13 protein-coding genes and 1 pseudogene are annotated in these 18,118 nt (G+C 71.9%); 5 read left to right on the plus strand and 9 right to left on the minus strand.

Translation table 11 applies throughout. The annotated features are described in order from the left end of the window. Window positions 1-23: 23 nt before the first annotated feature. A pseudogene (locus J7F03_RS24520) lies at window positions 24-1,009 on the minus strand (IS5 family transposase). A gap of 203 nt (window positions 1,010-1,212) precedes the next feature. Here J7F03_RS24520 and J7F03_RS24525 point away from each other — a divergent pair. Beyond that, a complete protein-coding gene (locus tag J7F03_RS24525; protein WP_214952969.1) occupies window positions 1,213-2,175 on the plus strand; it encodes an STM4015 family protein in 963 nt (320 codons plus the stop codon). A gap of 10 nt (window positions 2,176-2,185) precedes the next feature. Then, the gene (locus tag J7F03_RS24530; protein ID WP_214952971.1) at window positions 2,186-3,298 is read left to right on the plus strand and encodes an STM4014 family protein; all 1,113 of its coding nucleotides are present in this window, start codon (window positions 2,186-2,188) and stop codon (window positions 3,296-3,298) included. Here J7F03_RS24530 and J7F03_RS24535 read toward each other — a convergent pair. The 3 genes from J7F03_RS24535 to J7F03_RS24545 all read right to left on the minus strand — a co-directional run bounded on the left by J7F03_RS24535 (window position 3,254) and on the right by J7F03_RS24545 (window position 7,332). Further along, window positions 3,254-4,474, minus strand: coding sequence for an FAD-dependent oxidoreductase (locus J7F03_RS24535; protein ID WP_308379944.1), 1,221 nt, complete (start codon window positions 4,472-4,474; stop codon window positions 3,254-3,256). The genes J7F03_RS24530 and J7F03_RS24535 overlap by 45 nt on opposite strands. A gap of 52 nt (window positions 4,475-4,526) precedes the next feature. Further along, a complete protein-coding gene (locus tag J7F03_RS24540) occupies window positions 4,527-6,395 on the minus strand; it encodes a glycoside hydrolase family 15 protein (protein ID WP_214952975.1) in 1,869 nt (622 codons plus the stop codon). A gap of 103 nt (window positions 6,396-6,498) precedes the next feature. Beyond that, window positions 6,499-7,332 carry a class II glutamine amidotransferase gene (locus J7F03_RS24545; RefSeq protein ID WP_214952976.1) on the minus strand — a complete coding sequence of 278 codons (834 nt, stop codon included), beginning with the start codon at window positions 7,330-7,332 and terminating at the stop codon, window positions 6,499-6,501. A 239-nt stretch (window positions 7,333-7,571) separates the two neighbouring features. On the opposite strand from J7F03_RS24545, the gene J7F03_RS24550 reads away from it, so the two are divergent. Then, window positions 7,572-8,666: a glutamate--cysteine ligase gene (locus J7F03_RS24550; protein WP_214952978.1), complete on the plus strand. Its 1,095-nt coding sequence runs from the start codon at window positions 7,572-7,574 to the stop codon at window positions 8,664-8,666. A gap of 230 nt (window positions 8,667-8,896) precedes the next feature. On the opposite strand, the gene J7F03_RS24555 is transcribed toward J7F03_RS24550, so the two are convergent. Beyond that, window positions 8,897-9,493 carry a helix-turn-helix transcriptional regulator gene (locus J7F03_RS24555; RefSeq protein ID WP_214952980.1) on the minus strand — a complete coding sequence of 199 codons (597 nt, stop codon included), beginning with the start codon at window positions 9,491-9,493 and terminating at the stop codon, window positions 8,897-8,899. A 162-nt stretch (window positions 9,494-9,655) separates the two neighbouring features. Between J7F03_RS24555 and J7F03_RS24560 the strand changes: the two genes are divergently transcribed. Further along, window positions 9,656-11,149 carry an MFS transporter gene (locus J7F03_RS24560; RefSeq protein ID WP_251072417.1) on the plus strand — a complete coding sequence of 498 codons (1,494 nt, stop codon included), beginning with the start codon at window positions 9,656-9,658 and terminating at the stop codon, window positions 11,147-11,149. A gap of 57 nt (window positions 11,150-11,206) precedes the next feature. Here J7F03_RS24560 and J7F03_RS24565 read toward each other — a convergent pair whose 3' ends face one another. The 4 genes from J7F03_RS24565 to J7F03_RS24580 all read right to left on the minus strand — a co-directional run bounded on the left by J7F03_RS24565 (window position 11,207) and on the right by J7F03_RS24580 (window position 17,045). After that, complete coding sequence (locus J7F03_RS24565; RefSeq protein WP_214952982.1) at window positions 11,207-11,854, minus strand: O-methyltransferase; 648 nt, start codon at window positions 11,852-11,854, stop codon at window positions 11,207-11,209. 130 nt (window positions 11,855-11,984) lie between these two features. Beyond that, window positions 11,985-13,217, minus strand: coding sequence for a hypothetical protein (locus J7F03_RS24570; protein WP_214952984.1), 1,233 nt, complete (start codon window positions 13,215-13,217; stop codon window positions 11,985-11,987). A 432-nt stretch (window positions 13,218-13,649) separates the two neighbouring features. Continuing rightward, window positions 13,650-16,145, minus strand: coding sequence for a discoidin domain-containing protein (locus J7F03_RS24575; RefSeq protein ID WP_251072418.1), 2,496 nt, complete (start codon window positions 16,143-16,145; stop codon window positions 13,650-13,652). A 198-nt stretch (window positions 16,146-16,343) separates the two neighbouring features. After that, entirely contained in the window at window positions 16,344-17,045 is a 702-nt protein-coding gene (locus J7F03_RS24580; protein ID WP_251072419.1) for an MBL fold metallo-hydrolase, read from the minus strand. Between the two features lie 102 nt (window positions 17,046-17,147). Here J7F03_RS24580 and J7F03_RS24585 point away from each other — a divergent pair, with 102 nt between their 5' ends. Then, complete coding sequence (locus J7F03_RS24585; protein WP_214952986.1) at window positions 17,148-18,104, plus strand: GlxA family transcriptional regulator; 957 nt, start codon at window positions 17,148-17,150, stop codon at window positions 18,102-18,104. The last annotated feature ends 14 nt before the right edge of the window (window positions 18,105-18,118 follow it).

The following is an 18,118-nucleotide window of genomic DNA, read 5'->3' on the forward strand; positions in this document are numbered from 1 at the left end:
CTAGGTCCTGTCTGGAGTTCAGATCACGCCTGTGGTGCGATGCTGCGGAGCCAGAGCATCGCGCCACACAGGTGCAGTCCGGCTTCGTAGCTCTGCGGGGTCTTGTCGAAGCGGAACGCAATGCCCCGCCAGTTCCGCAGCCGGTTGATACACCGCTCCACGGTGTTGCGCTCGGCGTACAAGGCCGCGTCGTGGCCGACGGGGCGGCCGCCCTTCGAGCCGCGCTTCTTGCGGTGGGCGGCCTGGTCGGCCTTCTCCGGGATCACCGCCCGGATCCCGCGCTTGCGCAGGTAGCGGCGGTTGCGGCGGGAGGAGTACGCCTTGTCCGCGGCTACCGCGTCCGGCCGGGTCCGGGGCCGCCCGACCGGGCCGCGTATCTTGATCCGCTCCAGGACCGGGGCGAACTGCGGGCTGTCGCCGGCCTGTCCGGGCGTGAGCACGAACGCCAGCGGGCGGCAGCGCCGGTCGGCCGCAAGATGGATCTTTGTGGTCAGCCCGCCCCGGGAACGCCCCAGCTCAGCGGCCTTCAGGCGGGCGCGGTGCCGTCGGCGGAGCCGTCGCCGCTCGACACGTGAGTCGTCCCCGTCCCGCCCGTCTTGCGGCTCTTGTCCCTTCGCGCTGCCCCCTTTTCGGCCGCGACGGCCGCTTCCAGGACTGCCAGTTCCTCCGGGGCGAGGACCATCCCGGCGGCGTGGTGGTGGGCCCGGGCGGTCGCCGAGTCCACGCTGACCAGGCCCATGTCGGTCTGGTCGCGGGCGGCGGCCTCGGCGATCACCGCCTCCATCAGATGCTGGAGGACGCCCTGCCCAGCCCAGATCCGGAAGCGGTCGTACGCGCTCTGCCAGGGCCCGTACTCCTGTGGCAGATCGCGCCAAGGGCTGCCGACGCGGAACCGCCACATCACCGCGTTGAAGTGTTTCCGCAGGTCGGGGATGGGTCCGACCGCAGCGATAGGGAGATGGGGCTCGATCAGGGTCCACTGCTCGTCGGTGAGATCGCCTCGCGCCATGACTGATGGCCTATCAAGACCGAGTCCTGCAGCGCAGGCGATCTACCGAACTCGTGATCCGGACTCCAGACAGGACCTAGGGCGAGGGTCTGACAACGGCCCTGGGACCGCCCCTGCCTCGGCAGTTGTCAGCGCCGCTTGCTACAACTTGCAGGCATGTGGATGCGGCACACCGGACACGACAGGCGAGGAACGGCGGGAAGATGAGTTACGCGAGCCATCTGCGGGAGTCGTACGGACTGCCCGTCTTCGACTTCCCGGGGCCCGACGACGAGAAGGGCATGGACCGGCTGCCCGAGGCGGACGCCGTCGCGTGGCGGGTCTCCTCCGACACCTACGACGCGGAGGAGGGCTGGCCCGAGGCGTTCGCCCGGTTCACCGCGGCCGTCGACACGACCCGCGTCCGCGCGATCGTCGTCGGTGCGTGGGAGGAGGCGTACGACAGCGGCCCCGAACCGGTCATCGCCGCGCTCCTCGACGCCCGCCCCCGGCTGCCCGCACTGCGGGCCCTGTTCCTCGGGGACATGGAGTCCGAGGAGTGCGAGATCTCCTGGATCAACCAAGGCGACATCGGCCCGCTCCTCGACGGCTTCCCCGAACTGGAGGAGTTCGGCGTCCGCGGCGGCAGCGGCCTCGTCATCCCTCCCTTCGCCCACCAGCGGCTGCGCTCCCTCACCGTCCAGACGGGCGGCATGCCCTCCCGGGCCGTCCGCAACGTCGCCGCCAGCGACCTGCCCGCACTGCACCACCTCGACCTCTGGCTCGGCACCTCGCAATACGGCGGGGACTGCACCCTGAGCGACGTCGAACCCATCTTGCACGGAGACCGCCTGCCGGGCCTGCGTCACCTCGGCCTGCGCAACAGCGACATCCAGGACGAGATCGCCACGGCCGTGGCCTCCGCGCCCGTCGTCGCCCGCCTGGAAACCCTCGACCTGTCCATGGGTGTCCTCACCGACCAGGGCGGCACCGCGCTGCTCGGCGGCCAGCCCCTCACCCATCTCGCCGCCCTCGACCTCCACCACAACTACTTCGGCGACCCGCTGAAGCAGCGCTTCCGGGACACCCTGGAGAGTGCCGGCGTACGGCTGAACCTCGACCGGGGCAACGCCGACGAGGACGAGTGGGACGGCCGTGTCTGGCGCTTCGTCGCGGTCGGCGAGTAGCGCGGCGGCCATGACGGAGCACACGCCCCCGCGCTGGGCAGTCGTCGGCAACCCGGAGAACCGCCGCGTCGCCCTGTTCGCCCAGGCCGTCCGCGAGGCCGGGCTGCCCGCGCCCCGCATCGTGCCCTGGGCATCCGTCCTGCGCGAGGGCGGTGCCGCGTTCGATCCCGACGAACTCGTACGCCTCGACTCGCCCGGAGAGAACACCGAGGTCGACCGGGCCCTGCGCGGCCTGGACGACCCCACCCGCGTGGAGGGCGGCGCCCGCTGGTACGCGCGGTTCACCGCTGCCGTACGGAGCCTCGCCGGCGGCGTACGCCTCGACGACCCCGACGAGCTGTCCGTCCTCTTCGACAAGCGGACCTGCCACCGCACCCTGGACACCGCCGGGGTGCCCGTGCCCCGCTCCCCGACGTCCGGCGGCGGCACGCCGGTGCGCGGCTGGGACGACGTACGCGCCCTCATGGACGAGCACGGCATGCCCCGCGTGTTCGTGAAACTCGCCCACGGCTCCTCGGCGTCCGGCATCGTCGCCGTCGAGACGGCCGGCGGGGGCCGTATCCGGGCCACCACCTCGGTCGAGACGGCCGAGGACGGACGTCTGCACAACTCCCTGCGGGTGCGCCGCCTCACCAGCGAGCGGGAGACCGCCGCGCTGGTCGACGCACTCGCCCCTGACGGACTGCACGTCGAACGCTGGTGGCCCAAGGCCTCCCTGGGTGGGCGTGCCGCCGACCTGCGCGTGGTCGTCGTGGCCGGCCGGGCCACCCACGCGGTGGTCCGCACGAGCCGCTCGCCCATGACCAACCTCCACCTCGGCGGGAGCCGCGGCGACCTGTCCGCCGTGGTCGAGGCCGCGGGCCCGCGCTGGGCCGACGCCCTGGACACCTGTGAACGGGCCGCGGCCTGCTTCCCCGGCACCCTGTGCGTCGGCGTCGACCTGCTGCCCGCCGTCGGCTGGCGGCGGTTCGCCGTCGCGGAGGTCAACGCCTTCGGCGACCTGCTGCCCGGCCTGACCGGCCTGCCGGGCAGCGGAGCCGAGGGCCTCGGCACGTACGCCGCCCAAGTCGCCGCCGCGCTACCGTACGCACGGCGCCGCGCCCGGGTCCGAGTGCCCCGCTGAGGGCTGTCCCGGGGTGGGGATCGCCTCGGCGCGCTCGGCCTGCAGCAGCTGTCGGCGCTTGGCGCCTCCGGAGACGCGGTGCAGGCTGTACGAACCGGACTTGCGTGCCTCGTCGGCCAGATGCTTGACGGTGCCGCCGCACACGAGCTCCTTGAGCCTCGCGCCAGGGCGGCCGTCGATGTGGAACCACAGCGCGACGTCGTCCCTGTGGGCGAACTGGAAGATGCCGGCGCGTCGGCCCAGGCTGACGCACTGGCCGGCGAACACCTGGTTGAGGGGCGAGGGCTGCTCACCCGCGATGCGGCTGAGCACCGTGTCGGCGGCCCGCGCGCCCATGGGCATCGCGGCCTGGCAGCTCATCCGCAGCGGCAGGTCCGACGGTGCCGCCGAGTCGCCGGCCGCGACGATGCGCGCGTCGTCCACGCTCGTCAGCGTCTCGTCCGTGAGCAGCCGGCCCAAGGGGTCGGTGCTCAGCCCGCTGCGCACGGCCAGGTCGGGCACGCCGAATCCGGCGGTCCAGATGGTCACCTTGCTCGGCAGGTCGCGGCCGCCGCTGAGCCGAACGGCATCGCGGGTCACGGCCGTCACCAGCGCGCCGGGGCCGTCGAGCACGGTCACACCGAGCTTGGCCAGCCGCTTGGCGACCGAACGTCGGCCCCGCTGGTGCAAGTACGGGCCGAGCACCCCTCCGCAGACCAGGGTCACGGCACGGCCCGCCTCCGCCAGCTCGGCGGCGGTCTCGATGCCGGTCGGACCGGCGCCGACAACGGTCACCGCGGCCGTCGCGGGCGCGGCGTCGAGGACCGGCCGCAGTCGCTGCGCCTCCTCCAGGCCGGCGATCGGGTAGGCGAACTCGGCCGCTCCGGGCACGCGCGGGTCGGCGCTGCCGCTGCCCACCGCGTAGATCAGGTAGTCGTAGCCGACCGTTCCGCCGGCCGCCAACGTCACGCTGCGCCCGGCCGGGTCGATCCGTGTCACGGTGTCGACCACCAGCCGGACGCCCTCGGCCAGGACCTCCCGGTAGTCGACGACCGCGCCGTGGGACCCGCCCACCAACTGGTGCAGGCGGATCCGCTCGACGAAGGTCGGGCGCGGGTTGATCAGCGTCACTGTCACGTCGTCGCGTTGCGTCAGGCGGTTGGCGGCCATGACGCCGGCGTATCCGCCGCCGATCACCCGTGCGTCCTCCCCGCCGGCAGGAAGGGCTGGGGTCGCATCCGTGTCGCGCTCACTGCGCGCGCCTCGAGGCCTGGTCGAGTTCGCTGTCGAGGGCGAGGGCGGCGGTGATGAGGGCGAGGTGGGTGAAGGCCTGGGGGAAGTTGCCGAGCTGCTCCCCCGTGGGGCCTATCTCCTCGGCGAACAGGCCGACGTGGTTGGCGTACGTCAGCATCTTGTCGAAGGCGTAGCGGGCCTGTTCGAGCCGTCCCGCCCTCGCGAGCGCGTACACGTAGAGGAAGCTGCAGAGGGAGAACGTGCCTTCGGCGCCCTGAAGACCGTCGGGAGAAGCCTCCGGGTCATACCGGTACACCAGGCTGTCGGAGACCAGTTCGGCGTTCATGGCGTCAAGGGTGGAGAGCCAGCGCGGATCCTTGGGGGCGATGAAGCCGACGAGCGGCATCAGCAGCAGGGAGGCGTCCAGGACGGTACTGCCGTAGTGCTGGACGAACGCCCGCCGCTCCGTGCTCCACCCGCGGGTCATGATCTGTTCCATGATGGCGTCGCGGACCGCGGTCCAGCGGGTCAGGTCCGCCGGGCGTGCGTTGGCCACGGCTTGGCGGATGCCGCGGTCGAAGGCGACCCAGCACATGAGGCGACTGTAAGTGAAGTTCTTCCGGCCGCCGCGGGTCTCCCAGATTCCCTCGTCGGGTCGGTCCCAGTTGTCGGCCAGCCAGTCGAGTACGCCCGCGGAGCGTTTCCAGGCGTCGTAGCCGACGACGTCGTTGGTCTGGCCGGCTTGGGCGAGGGCGTAGACGGCCTCCCCGTAGATGTCCAACTGCAGTTGGTCCGCGGCTCCATTGCCCGCGCGAACCGGAGAGGAGCCGCGCCATCCTTCCAGGTGGTCGAGGACCTCTTCGGTCAGGTGCGGGTCACCGTCGACGCGGTACATGATCTGCAGGGGTTCGCCGTTGGGGGCGCCACCGGCCTGCACCCGTTGCTGCAGCCAGCGGCGGAAGCCGTCGGCCTCGTCGGTGAAGCCGAGGTCGCGCATGGCGCGTACCGACAGGGAGGCGTCGCGGACCCACGTGTAGCGGTAGTCCCAGTTGCGCTCCCCGCCTTCCTGCTCGGGCAGGCCCATGGTCGCCGCGGCGATGGGCCCGCCGGTGGGCGCGTACGTGAGGAGCTTGAGGGTGATGGCAGAGCGGTTGACCATCTGCTGCCAGCGGCCGCGGTAACCGCAGCGGCCGATCCAGCCGTGCCAGAAACGGCGCACGGCCATGAACTGCTCCACCGGCTCGGCCATGCCGAGGGGCGGCGGATCCTCGCTCCCCGCAGCGCTGACCGTCAGCCGGGCAGCCGCGTTCTCACCCGCGTCCAGGGTGACGGTCGCGCGCACGTCCTGCCCGTCGGCCTCCAGGGCAACGGTTTCGACGGCCTGCAGGCGTGCGGTCAGGCCCGGCCCGTCGAAGCGCGCGGTGGAGCCGTCCAGGACCAGCGCGTGCGGTGCCCGGCCGTAGTCGAAGCGGGGGCGGCACTCCAGCGTGAAGCGCACGGTTCCGCGTACCACTCGCATGTACCGCACCACTTGGTGCACGTCCGTGGCTGTGTGCTCCTCCGGGACGGGCATGAAGTCGACGACCTCACCGACGCCGTCCGCAGTGAGGAAGCGGGTGATGAGAATGGCGGTGTCGGCCAGGTAGAGCTGGCGCGTGACCACGCCGGCCCCAGGTGCCGGCCGCTCCGCGCCAAGGACGGCGGGCGCGTCCACGGTGATGCCGAAGTAGCCGCCGCGGTCGTGGTCGAGCAGGCCCGCGAAGATGCTGGGCGAGTCGAAGCGCGGCGAGCAGAACCAGTTGAGCACCCCCTCGGAAGAGACGAGTGCACAGGTCTGCAAGTCTCCGATCAGGCCGTGCTCGGCGATGGGCGGGTAAGGGTGCATCAATGCTCCACATGGGCTGCCGTGATGCTCCGCGGTCCTTGAGCTCGGCGAGCCGGCGCCCGGGGACCGGAGCATGGCCGGCCCGCGGGCCTCCGGCGCCGCGTCAAGCCGGTTCCGGCGCGAAGGGGAAGAGCTCGTCCGCCCCGGGCTGCACGACGCCGTAGCTGTTCTCCGGTACCTCGTTCCACGCGCCGGGCAGGTCGCCGAGGGGCTCGGACACGATCAGGCGGGTCTCGTCGGAGATGTCCTGGAGGTACGCCACGTCGGGGTGGAGCCTGCGCAGCGCATCCACCCGGCTGCTGTAGAACAGCGACCGGGAAGCGTGCTGGCTGGAGTACCGGAAGGCCCACACACGCTCGCCGTCGGTCATGGCGAGCGTCATCTGGAGGGGGAACTCCACACCGTGCTGGCGGCCGGCGCGCTCCACCACTCCCGCCATCCTGGCGACGGCGGTCGGCGGGTCCCGGTCCAGGCCGAAGGTGAGGGCCAGGTAGAACATCACCTCGGAGTCCGTCGTTCCCTCGATGTCGGCGTACAGAGCGGGATCGACGAGCAGGGTGAGGTCCCGGCGCATCAGGTGAAAACCGGCGATGGCCCCGTTGTGCATGAACATCCAACGGCCGTGACGGAACGGATGGCAGTTCGACTGCTGCACCGCCGTCCCGGTCGACGCCCGGATGTGGGCGAAGAACAACGAGGAGTGGACATGGTCCGCCATCTCCCGCAGGTTGCGGTTGTTCCAGGCGGGACCGACGTCCCTGAGGAGCGCCGGAGATTCGTTGTCCTCCGTGTACCAGCCGACACCGAACCCGTCGCCGTTCGTCGTCTCCACACCCAGCTTGGAGTGCAGGCTCTGGTCGATCAGCGAATGGGCCGGTTTGTACAGGATGGTGTCGAGCAACATCGGGGTCCCCGAGTAGGCGAGCCATCGACACATGTGCGATCACCTGTGTTCCCACTGCTACCTGGTGCCACGCGCGCAATGCCGCACGTGGCCCGGACGCCGCCTCTCCGGCGCTTCCATTCTCGCGGCGCCCTCGAAGGATCGCCACGCAGGGGCGACACGTCGCGATCGGTCACCGTTCGGCGGCACGAAGGGCGGCAGATTGCGCCCCATCAGCCGAAATTCCTTCTTCACCTGGGTGATCACGACGGGTTCGGGGGTACCCACATATCGTGATCACTGTTGGGGTCGAAGAGGAGTACCTGCTCGTCGACCCGGAAACCTGCCTTCCCACCCCGCTCGTACGGGAGGTGCGTGCCACGGCCCGCCTGACACCGATCGCGGACGACCGCGAGGTCCAGGACGAGCTGCTCCAGGCGCAGATCGAGGTCGCCACCCCCGTCTGTACGGCCCTGGAGGAAGTGGGGGGTCATCTCCTGCGGCTTCGGCACGCGGTCTCCTCTGCCGCGCAGGCGAACGGGTGCCGCGTCGCGATCTCTGCCACCGCCCCGGTCAGGGACGTCGTACCCGTACCCGTCACCAGCACGGCGAGGTATCTGAAGATGCGGGGCGAGGCCCGGTTGCTGGTGGACGAGCAGCTGATCTGCGGGATGCACGTCCATGTGGGGATCCCGGACCGGGAGACCGGAGTGGCTGTCCTGAACCGGCTGCGCGTCTGGCTTCCGACCCTGCTGGCGATGTCCGCGAACGGGCCCCTGTGGGACGGGCGGGACACCGGGTTCGCCAGCTGGCGCACGATCGTCTTCGGCCGCTGGCCGGTGAGCGGCCCACCACCGTACTTCGCGGGAGCCGCCGACTACGAGGCGCGGGCCGACGGGCTGGTGGAATCGGGGTTGATCCCCGACCGGGGGCAGATGTACTGGCACGCCCGGCTCTCGGACCGGTACCCGACCGTCGAGGTGCGCTGCTGCGACGTCCAGCTCGAGGCGGACGACGCCGTCATGCTCGCCGGCGTCGTCCGCGCGCTCGCCGCCACCGCGATCGCCGAGGAGAAGGCGGGAGCCGCTCCCGCGCTGTGCCCGCCGGAACTCCTGCATGCCGCGACGTGGCATGCGGCCCGGCACGGGATGGGCAGCACCCTGGTGGACCCGGCAGGACGTCTGCGGAGCAGCGTGGACGTGCTGGGCATGCTCCTGCGGCACATCACGCCCGCCCTCGAGGAGAACGGCGACCACCGCGAGGTGAGGGCGCTCGTCCACCGGCTCCTCCGGCATGGCACCTCGGCCGACCGCCAGCGCAGGGCACTGGCCGAAGCCGGCCTGCCGGCGGTCGCAGCGCTGATCACCGCACGGGAAACCACCGCGTGAGTCACTCACCGCGGAGCAAAGCGCTCGGGACACCCCGGCGGAACGGTGTCCGGGTGCGGACGGAGGAGCGGCCGGGACGCCGCCGCGGCTTCACTCTCCCGGGCGCTGCGCCAGACGTGTCCGCGCCGCGGATCCTGAAGCCGGACGAAGCCACGGCCTCTGCGGCCACCGGCCTCAACTGCTGACACGGTTCCGTGGGCCCAGCCCGTCGGCCTCGGGCCGACGGGCTGTCAGGAAGTGGTGCTGGTACTGGGCTTCGCGCGGACGTGCATGCGCTCTCCCTGCCGGCCGAAGAGGCTGAGGATCTCGACCGGCTGCCCGTCGGCGCTGCTGAACCAGTGCGGCAGGCGGGTGTCGAACTCGGCGGCCTCGCCCGGGCCGAGGACCAGGTCGTGGTCGGCGAGGACGAGCCTCAGCCGGCCGTTGAGCACGTACAGCCACTCGTAGCCCTCGTGCGTGCGGTGGTCCGGCTCGGCACCCCGGTCGGTGATGATCATCTTGTACGCCTGGAGGGGGCCCGGGGTCCGCGTCAGGGGGACGAACGTGCCGCCGCTCGGCAAGGCGTGTGGGGTCAGCCGTACCCGGGGATCCCCCACTTCCGGGGCGCCGACCAGGTCGTCCAGGGGCACCCGGTAGGCGCCGGCCAGCGGGAGCAGCAGCTCCAGGCTGGGGCGGCGCTGCCCGGACTCCAGCCGGGAGAGGGTGCTCTTGGAGATGCCGGTGACTTCGGAGAGGGCGGCCAGGGTGAGGCCGCGTTTGGCGCGCAGCCGCCGGAGCCGGGGGGCGACCTCGTCGAGTACCGCTTGGTAGGGCGGTGTTTCGTCCATGCGGACATTCCACCCTCCTGTCCCGGAAATGACAACAAGAGTTGCCGCTGCCCTCCGGCGGGTCCACGCTCCCCGGCACGAGCGGTATCCAGCGGCGGGTGACGTCACCCGCCGGCGCAGTCGGGCTGGAGCCGCGGGAGTCACCAGGGAACGGAGTCCACCTTGAGGCCCATCAGGCTCATCAGGCCCATCGCCGCAGGTCAGCTGGAGGCGGCACCAGCCGGCGACACGGGGAGGCTGCCGTCTACGGTCCGGTGGGCGCTCGCCGCCCTTTCGCTCTCCATGCTGTTGTCCTCGCTCGGCACCAGCATCGCCAACGTCGGCCTGCCGACGCTGGCGGAGGCGTTCTCGGCCTCCTTCCAGCAAGTCCAGTGGATCGTCCTCTCCTACCTCCTCGCCATCACCACCCTGATCGTCAGCGTCGGAAGGCTCGGTGACCTCATCGGACGCCGGCGGCTGCTCCTCGCCGGAATCCTCCTGTTCACGGCGGCCTCGGTCCTGTGCGGCCTGGCGCCCACGCTGTGGCTGCTGATCGCAGCCCGGGCGGCGCAGGGCCTCGGAGCGGCCGTCATGATGGCCCTCACCATGGCGTTCGTAGGCGAGACGGTTCCGAAGTCGAGGACCGGCAGGGCCATGGGGCTGCTCGGAACGATGTCCGCGATCGGCACCGCCCTCGGTCCGTCCCTGGGAGGCGCGCTGATCGCCGGACCCGGCTGGCGGGCGATCTTCCTCGTCAACGCTCCCCTGGGCATCCTGACCCTCGTCCTCGCCCGCCGCCACCTGCCCGTCGACCGGCGGGAGCCGGAGCAGGAGCAGGCGGCCGCGAAGGCCGGCCGAGCCCGCTTCGACCACGTGGGCACCCTGCTGCTCGCTCTGACGCTCGCGGCTTACGCGCTCGCCATGACCATCGGGCGCGGCAGTTTCGGCGCGCTCAACGCGGCCCTCCTGGCGGGCGCCGCCCTCGGAGTCGGCCTCTTCGTACGCGCCGAGTCGAGAGCGGCTTCGCCCTTGGTGCGACCGGCGACGTTCCGGGATCCGGCGCTGAGTGCGAGCCTCGCCATGAGCACGCTCGTCTCGACGGTGATGATGGCGACGCTGGTGGTCGGGCCGTTCTACCTCTCCCGCACGCTCGGCCTCGGTGAGGCGCTCGTCGGACTGGTCCTGACGGCCGGTCCCCTCGTCGCCGCGCTGACCGGCGTGCCGGCCGGGCGGGTCGCGGACCGTTTCGGCGCACCGCGCATGACCGTCGTCGGGCTCGTCGCGATGGCGGTCGGCGCGTTCGTCCTGTCGATGACGTCGGGAGCGCTCGGCGTGGCCGGTTACGTCGCCCCCATCGTGGTGGTGACCGCGGGCTACGCGGTCTTCCAGACCGCCAACAACACCGCCGTGATGACGGACATCCGCCCGGACCGGCGGGGCGCCACCTCCGGCATGCTCAACCTGTCGCGCAATCTCGGACTCATCACCGGCACTTCGGTCATGGGCGCCGTGTTCGCACTCGCCTCGGGGACGACGGACGTCGCGACGGCGCCTTCCTCGGCCGTTGCCACGGGCATGCGGGTCACGTTCGCGGTCGCCGCGATCCTGATCGTCGTCGCGCTCGCCATCGCGGCGGGAAGCCGCGCACCGGCCCGGCGTCGCGCTTCGGGTGGCTGACGGCCCCCGTGGGGCGCGCCGGCGCGACCACCTCCCCCTCGGCTGTCTCCCCCACGACTACCTTCCCGCGGAATCGTTCTCCTGATCGTGCGTTCCCGGCGCCCGGCGACTCGACGAGTGCCCGGCGTCGGCCGACCGCACCGCCATGAGGAGCCCGCTCGCCCAGGCCATGCGGACGGAGCGGAAGTCCTCTCGCTCTTCCAGGTCGGCGAGCAGGCGCTCGACCGAGGCGCCGTGGCCCTGCGGCCAACCAGGCTGGGGGAAGAGGTCGTCGATCAGGTACGTTCCGCCGGGGGCCACGAGCTCCAGGGCCCGCTCCAGGTGCGTGAACTTGCCGGGCCAGGTGTCCGCGAAGACCACGTCGAACGGTTCCCCGTCGTAGTCCCGCAACCACTCGCCGCCGTCCGCGGCGACGAAGGTGATCCTGGGATCGGACCCCAACTGCTCGCGGGCGACCTTCTGCACGGCCTCGTCGAGCTCGACCGTGATCAGCCGGGAGGCGCCGTCCATCCCGCTGAGGAGCCAAGCGGTGCCCTCGCCCACGCCCGTGCCGAGTTCGAGGATGCGGCCACCTGGACGGGCAGCCGCGAGCAGAGCCAGCAGGCTGCCGGTCCGCTCCTCGCAGGACATGTCGAAGCCCGCTTCGCGTGCCGCCGCGCGCAGGGCGGTCAGCGAGTCCGGGATACAGCTCGGTGTGTCGTCCATCCGGGGAGCATGACCGCGTCGCGCTTCCCGTGCAACGCCATTGATCGCGACGGGACTCGCGTCCACTCCCCCGCCCGGACGAGGGAGTGGACCGTGGGGGCCTTCTGCTGCCGGACACCCTCGTCCGGACCTACGGCAGGGCCGCTTCCTCAGAGGTCGCTGCGGACGCCGGCCGGCGCTGCGGTGGCTGAACGGCCGGCAGGACGAAGGCCTGTTCGGCCGCGCAGGTCCAGATCACCGGCCGGACCCGGCCCTCGGCATCCAGGGCGGCCCCGCCCACGCGGTCGTCGTCGGTCACGGCGAACGCGGCGGTGTAGCGGGAGGGGGCGAGCCCGGGCAGGACACGCATCGGACCGCTGCCGGTCCAGTACTGCGCCCGCGCCTCCGGACTGTCCTCCGGAGGCGGGGCCGTATAGCGGAACTCGGCCAGACCGACCGAGACGTCGGTGTTCGGGCTGATGGCCTCGAAGGTACCGCCCATGGCGCCGGGTGCCCAGGGCGCGTACACGGGAGGGCCGTCGGGTTTCTTCCAGACGACCGCGACTTCGCTCCCGCCTTCCGCTTGCCGGCGCTGATAGCCGACGATCCGGCCGGAGTCGGCGATGCCCCGCGTGACGTAGGTGTCCCCCGTGTCGTCGACGGGCCGGAGCACCGACGGCGCGACGGCCGGGTCGGCGGGCCAGTACAGCCCGGGGGTGACCCGGAACTCCGCGCCCGGGAGGCGCTCTTGCGCGTCGCCGTTGCCGGCGACCTGTCCGCGGTTGTTCACGCCGGACAGGAAGGAGAGCCGGTATCCGGCGGGCGGGGGCAGTTCGCGGCGGATCCTGTCGCCCGACCATTCCAGGCCGATGGTCCGGTTCCGGACCGGGTCCCAGACCTGGCCGACGATGACGCCCCGGTCGTTAATGCCGGTCGCCGAGTCCCCGCCGGGCAGCAGCGTGACGGCGCGATCGCCGTGCCGGTAGCTGAAGGCCCTGCTGCCGTCGGGAGTGGACACCTGGCCGACCATGAGGCCGGACCTGTTGACGTCCGCCACCCGGCCCGAGCCGGAGCCGGCGGGCACCGGCACGGCGAACACGCGGGTACCGATCCAGTAGACCGGCACCATCGAGGACATGCCCACGGCCAGGCGCGACGACGGTCCCGGCGCGATGGCGCTGACCTGGGTACGGCGCACCCAGGGGCTCGGGTGCGGATCATCGGTGGCGGGGAGCGTCTCCAGGACCTGGATGGACGGTTTGCAGCCCCTGGCGGCGGAACCCCCCGGATCCGCCTGCGCGGGAGCGGCCGCCACGGATGTGGCGAGGAGGCCCCCCGCCAGCGCGAGGCCGGTGCACGTACTTCTTGTCCTTCTCGTTCCCATGTATCCCCCCGGATGACTTCGTGAGAACCGAATCGGCGAGCACATCCTCGCCGTACCGGACGGGGATGAACAGACATGATCCGGACACATCGGAACCGGCGCCCGAGCCCGCCCCGGACTGCCTCGCGGCGAGTACCCGCTCGTCCCGCACCGACGCCGGGGGCGCTGAGCGCGGAGGCCTCGGGATCAGCCGGTGATGGTGCTTTCGCAGACGGCCGGCTGCCCGGGCGCGGGCGAGGTGCCCATCGCGAGCACCTTGCGGCCGTCGAGGAGGATCGCGCAGGTGGCGACCGCCCCCTTGGTCGCATGCCGTAGGCCGACAGGGGCACCGGCCCGACCTGCGCACCTCCGGAACGGGCGGAGCCCGGCCCGGAGGGATGCCGGACCGGGCTCGCGCACCGGATACCGCCTCAGGCGGCTTCGGGGTGGAGGTCAGGAGACGGTGACGAACCGGGCGATGCTCGGTACCCCCTGGGCGTCGATGGCGAAGAGCATGTAGGTCCCCGGTAGGACCACGCCGGTGTCGGAGGGAACGGACACCGTGTACGCGCCGGTTCCGGCGGGGGTCGACACGAGGGGGACCCGGCGCTGGTCGTTGTCGGTGGAGTGGGTCGCGGCCGCGGCCCGTACCAGGACGAAGGACGCGACCGGGGCCTGGGTGGTCACCGTGAGCGAGGTGCCGGGGGCCGTCCTGGCGGGCACGTCTCCGGTGATGACGGGACGCGGCTTCGGCGATCCGTCCGCGTTGAGCAGGTACGGCGGCGTGAAGACGGCCCCGTCGGCGTGGTTGGTCGCGCAATCGCCGCACAGGCCCCCGCCGCCGGAGAAGATCCGCCCGTCCGGCAACAGGTTGGCCACGCTGTGGTAGTTGCGCGGGATCGCCATGGTGGCGAGCGGGGTGAAGGCGCCGGTGGACGGGTCCCACAACTCGGGGGTCAGGACCGAGGTCGCGTCGCTGAAGGGCACCGGGTAGGACTGTCCACCGAAGACGATCACCTTGCCGTCGGGCAGGACCACGCTGTTGCTGAAGGCACGGGCGTACTCCATGTCGCCGGTGCGGGCGGCCTCGGCCTGGCTGCCCGTGACGCTCACGGTGTACGCGCGCCGGGTGGCGGGCGTGTTCTCGTAGGCGGGCGAGCCGCCCAGCGTGAGCAGTTTGCCGATGTCGTAGGCGACGGCGTTGCCGGTCATGGCGTCCGGGCTGTCGGCCCGGGTGCCGGCGGCGGTGATGCTGCCCTGCCCGCCGGTCGTGATCCAGTTCATCTGCCTGCCCGGGCCCAGTTGCAGGACCTTGCCGCCCGAAGTGGCGTGCAGCCACATGTGGTTGTCGGCGCGGTAGGCACCGGCCGGGTCGGCCGTCATCGCCGGGAGGGCGGAGACGCCGGGGAGCTTCCGCCAGGTACGGGTGTCCGGCGACCAGACCTCACCGGCCTTGTCGCCCGGGGTTCCGCTCCAGGATCCGCCGAGGACGAAGGCCTCACCGGTGGAGAGCAGCGTCATCGCCTGGTAGCCGCGGGCGATGTTCATGCTGGTGGTGGCGGACCACTGGTCGGTGGCCGGGTCGTAGATGCTGGCCTTCTCCGCGTTGCTGCCCCCGGTGACCAGCACACGGCCGTCGGCCAGCATGGCTATGCCCGGACAGAACATGTCGTGGCCGGTGTTGTCGATGCGCCGCTGGGTGACCTTGCCCGTCTTCAGGTCCAGGATCGCGGTCTGGGTGTAGCCGTTGCTGCCGCCGAAGCGGTCGACCGCGTACGCGGACCAGGCGAGCAGCTTGTCGCCCGGCAGGACGGCGGTGGCCACGGGTACCAGCGGGAAGCCGGTGATCTTGCCCCAGGAGCCGTGGACGGCCGGGCTGGCCGGTCCGCTCAGGCGGATCTCGGACGCCGAGGTCCACGGCCCGCGGTTGCCGGCCTCGGTGGTCACCGTCAGACGTACGAAGCGGACGTTCTCGGTACGGATGAAGGTGGCGGTCTTGACGGTGTCGTCGTCCCGCCAAGTGCCCACGGCCACGGGCGTGCCGAAGGTGGTGCCGTTCGTGCTGGTGGTGATGGTGTAGCCGCCCGCCCGGCCGTTGGCCCCGCTCGCGCGGGGGTGGTAGACGAGCGCGGAGACGGCTGCCGTGCGGTGCATGTCGATGGTGATGGTGTGCGGCAGCGGGAGGGGAGTACCGGCATATCGGCTGTGCCACATGGTGTTGGCGTCGCCGTCGAGCACATTGGCCGCGCGGCCGTTCTCGGCGACGGTCTCCTCGTCACTCGCCGCGGCCGTCCATCCGGTCCGGGGCAGGTCGACGGTGGCCGCCGGGGTACCGGGGTCACCGAGCAGGTTGATCTCGGCGGCGGAGGTCCACGGACCTCGGTTGCCGGCCTCGGTGAGCGCCGTCAGCCGTACGAACCGGGCCCCCTGCGGGGCGAACCCGAGCGTCTTGGTGGCGGCGTCGTCCGCGAGGGTGCCGGTGGCGACCGGGCTCCCCCAGTTCTGTCCGTCGGTACTGATGCTGATCACGTACTCACCGACGCGCCCGTTGGCCCCGCTCGCGCGGGGGCGGTAGACGAGCGCGGAGACCACTGCCGTGCGGTGCATGTCGACGGTGATGGTGTGCGGCAGCGGGAGGAGGGTCCCTGCGTACCCGCTGTGCCACATGGTGTTGGCGTCGCCGTCGAGCACATTGGCCGCGCGGCCGTTCTCGGCGACGGTCTCCTCGTCACTCGCCGCGGCCGTCCATCCGGTCCGGTCGAGCACCGGGGCCATGGGTTCCATGGCGTTCGCCGGTGCGATGCCGTGGTGCGGCGACTGCATCGCCGCCTTGCCGTCGGTGGGCGTGGGCCGGGGCGCCGGTGCGCGGCCGGCCGCGGCCGGGCTCGCGACCCCGAGCCACGGCGTGAACCCGAGCAGCAGCGAGCCGAGGCCGAAGGCTATGAGCAACCGGGATCGGCGTAACCAGCGGGGAAAGGCGAGGGAGCGCCTGGACTGCAATCTGACCTCCTGGGGCGAATCGGTATACCCCAGAGAACATAGGCCAGCAGAGCAGCAACTCACCGACAATTAAGCAGAGTTGAGGCCAAACCGTATTGCCGCCCGGATATCCGGCGGCACCCCTGTGGCGGGTGCGGCCGGGCCCGACTACAGCGGCACGCTGTCGCCGGCCTCGAACGCGCCGCCGTGCCCGGGCACGATCAGGTCCGCCGCGGCCAGCACCCGCAGCCGGGAAGCGCGCAGTACCTCGCGGTCCGGGGCCACCGGGTCGTCGGCCGGACCGGCCGAGTGCCACCACAGGTCGCCGGCGAACGCCACCACACCCGAGTCCGTGCCGGCCAGCAGGGTGATGTCCTCGAGACTGTGCCCCGGGGTGCGGATCAGCCGCAGCGACGGGGTGAGTTCGTAGCCCTCGGCGTCCCGGTTCGTCCACTTGTCGCCCAGGTACTCCACCTTGTGGTCGTGGACCCGGGCCTTGCCGAACAGGCCGACGTTCATGGTGTTGTCCGGGTGGTGGTGGCTGAGCACCACGTCGGTGATGTCGTCGGGGCCGAGCCCCAGTTCCGCGAGCGGGCCGAGGATGTCTTCGCGGCTGGACACCATGCCCGGGTCGAAGATCACGTGCCGGCCGCCGTCGGACACGTAGGAGACGGTGGCGGCGACTCCGGGTCCGGTGGAGCCGACGTAACCGGTCGTCAGGATCGTGAACGCGGCGCTGCGGCCGAGCGGTGCGTCGGTGCGGATGTCCGTGGCGGTGTCGGTCGCGGCGTTCGTCGCGGTGACCGCCGTGGCGACCGTCCCGGTGTTCGTCGTGGTGTCGTTCGCGGTGTTCGTCTTCGTGTTCGTCATGGCTGCAATCCTGCCGCGCGGGCCGGCCGCTCACGAGTGGCACACCTGCCAGTGATCGCAGGATTCCTGCCATCATTCGCGCCACCGTGCCACACTTCTGCGATGCCCCCTTTCACGACCGTCGCCGCGTACGTCCCGCCCGGTGTCGGCATGCTCGCCGTGGGCATCGTCACCGAGGTGTTCGGCCCGCACGGACAAGGGGCGCCCGGCTTCGAATTCGCCCTGTGCGCCGACCGACCCGGGCCGGTTCCCACCGACATCGGCGTGCCGCTCGCGATCGCGCACGGCCTCGACCGGCTGGCCGCCGCCGACCTGGTGATCGCCCTGCCCGGGGCCGGGTTCCGTACGCCGCCCGGTCCCGCCGTACTCGGCGCGCTGGCGGCCGCGTACGAGGGCGGCGCGCTGGTCGCGGCCCACTGCGTCGGCACGTTCGCGCTCGCCGAAGCCGGACTGCTCGACGGTCGACGGGCCACCACCCACTGGCGGTTCGCCGAACTGCTGGCCGGCCGCCACCCGGGCGTCACCGTCGAACCCGACGCCCTGTACATCGACGAAGGCCGGATCATCACGGGCGCGGGAGCCGCCGCGGGCTTCGATCTCTGCCTGCACCTGCTGAGGCGGGAGCACGGAGCCGCGATGGCCAACGCCGTCGCCCGGGACATGGTGCTGCCCTCCCACCGCGACGGCGGACAGGCCCAGTACCTGGCCGCCCCCGTCCCCGAGGACTGCGAGGACGAGCGCCTCGCCGAGGTGCTCGCCTGGGCCCGGGAGCACCTCCACGAGCCGCTCCCCGTCGCGGAACTGGCCCGGCGCGCCATGATGAGCAAACGCTCCTTCGCCCGTCGCTTCACCGCCGCGACCGGCACCACCCCGCACGCCTGGCTGCGGAACCTGCGGCTGAGCGGCGCCGAGGAGCTCCTGGAGACCACGGACCTGCCCGTGGAGGAGATCGCCCGCCGGGTCGGCTACGGGAGCGCGGCCGTCCTGCGCGAACAGTTCGTGCGGCGCCGCGGTGTACCGCCCCGCTCCTACCGCCGCTCCTTCACGAGCTCACCCTAAGGCCTGTCCCGTAC

It is taken from the genome of Streptomyces sp. ISL-43 (assembly GCF_018614195.1).
Taxonomy (GTDB): Bacteria; Actinomycetota; Actinomycetes; order Streptomycetales; family Streptomycetaceae; genus Streptomyces.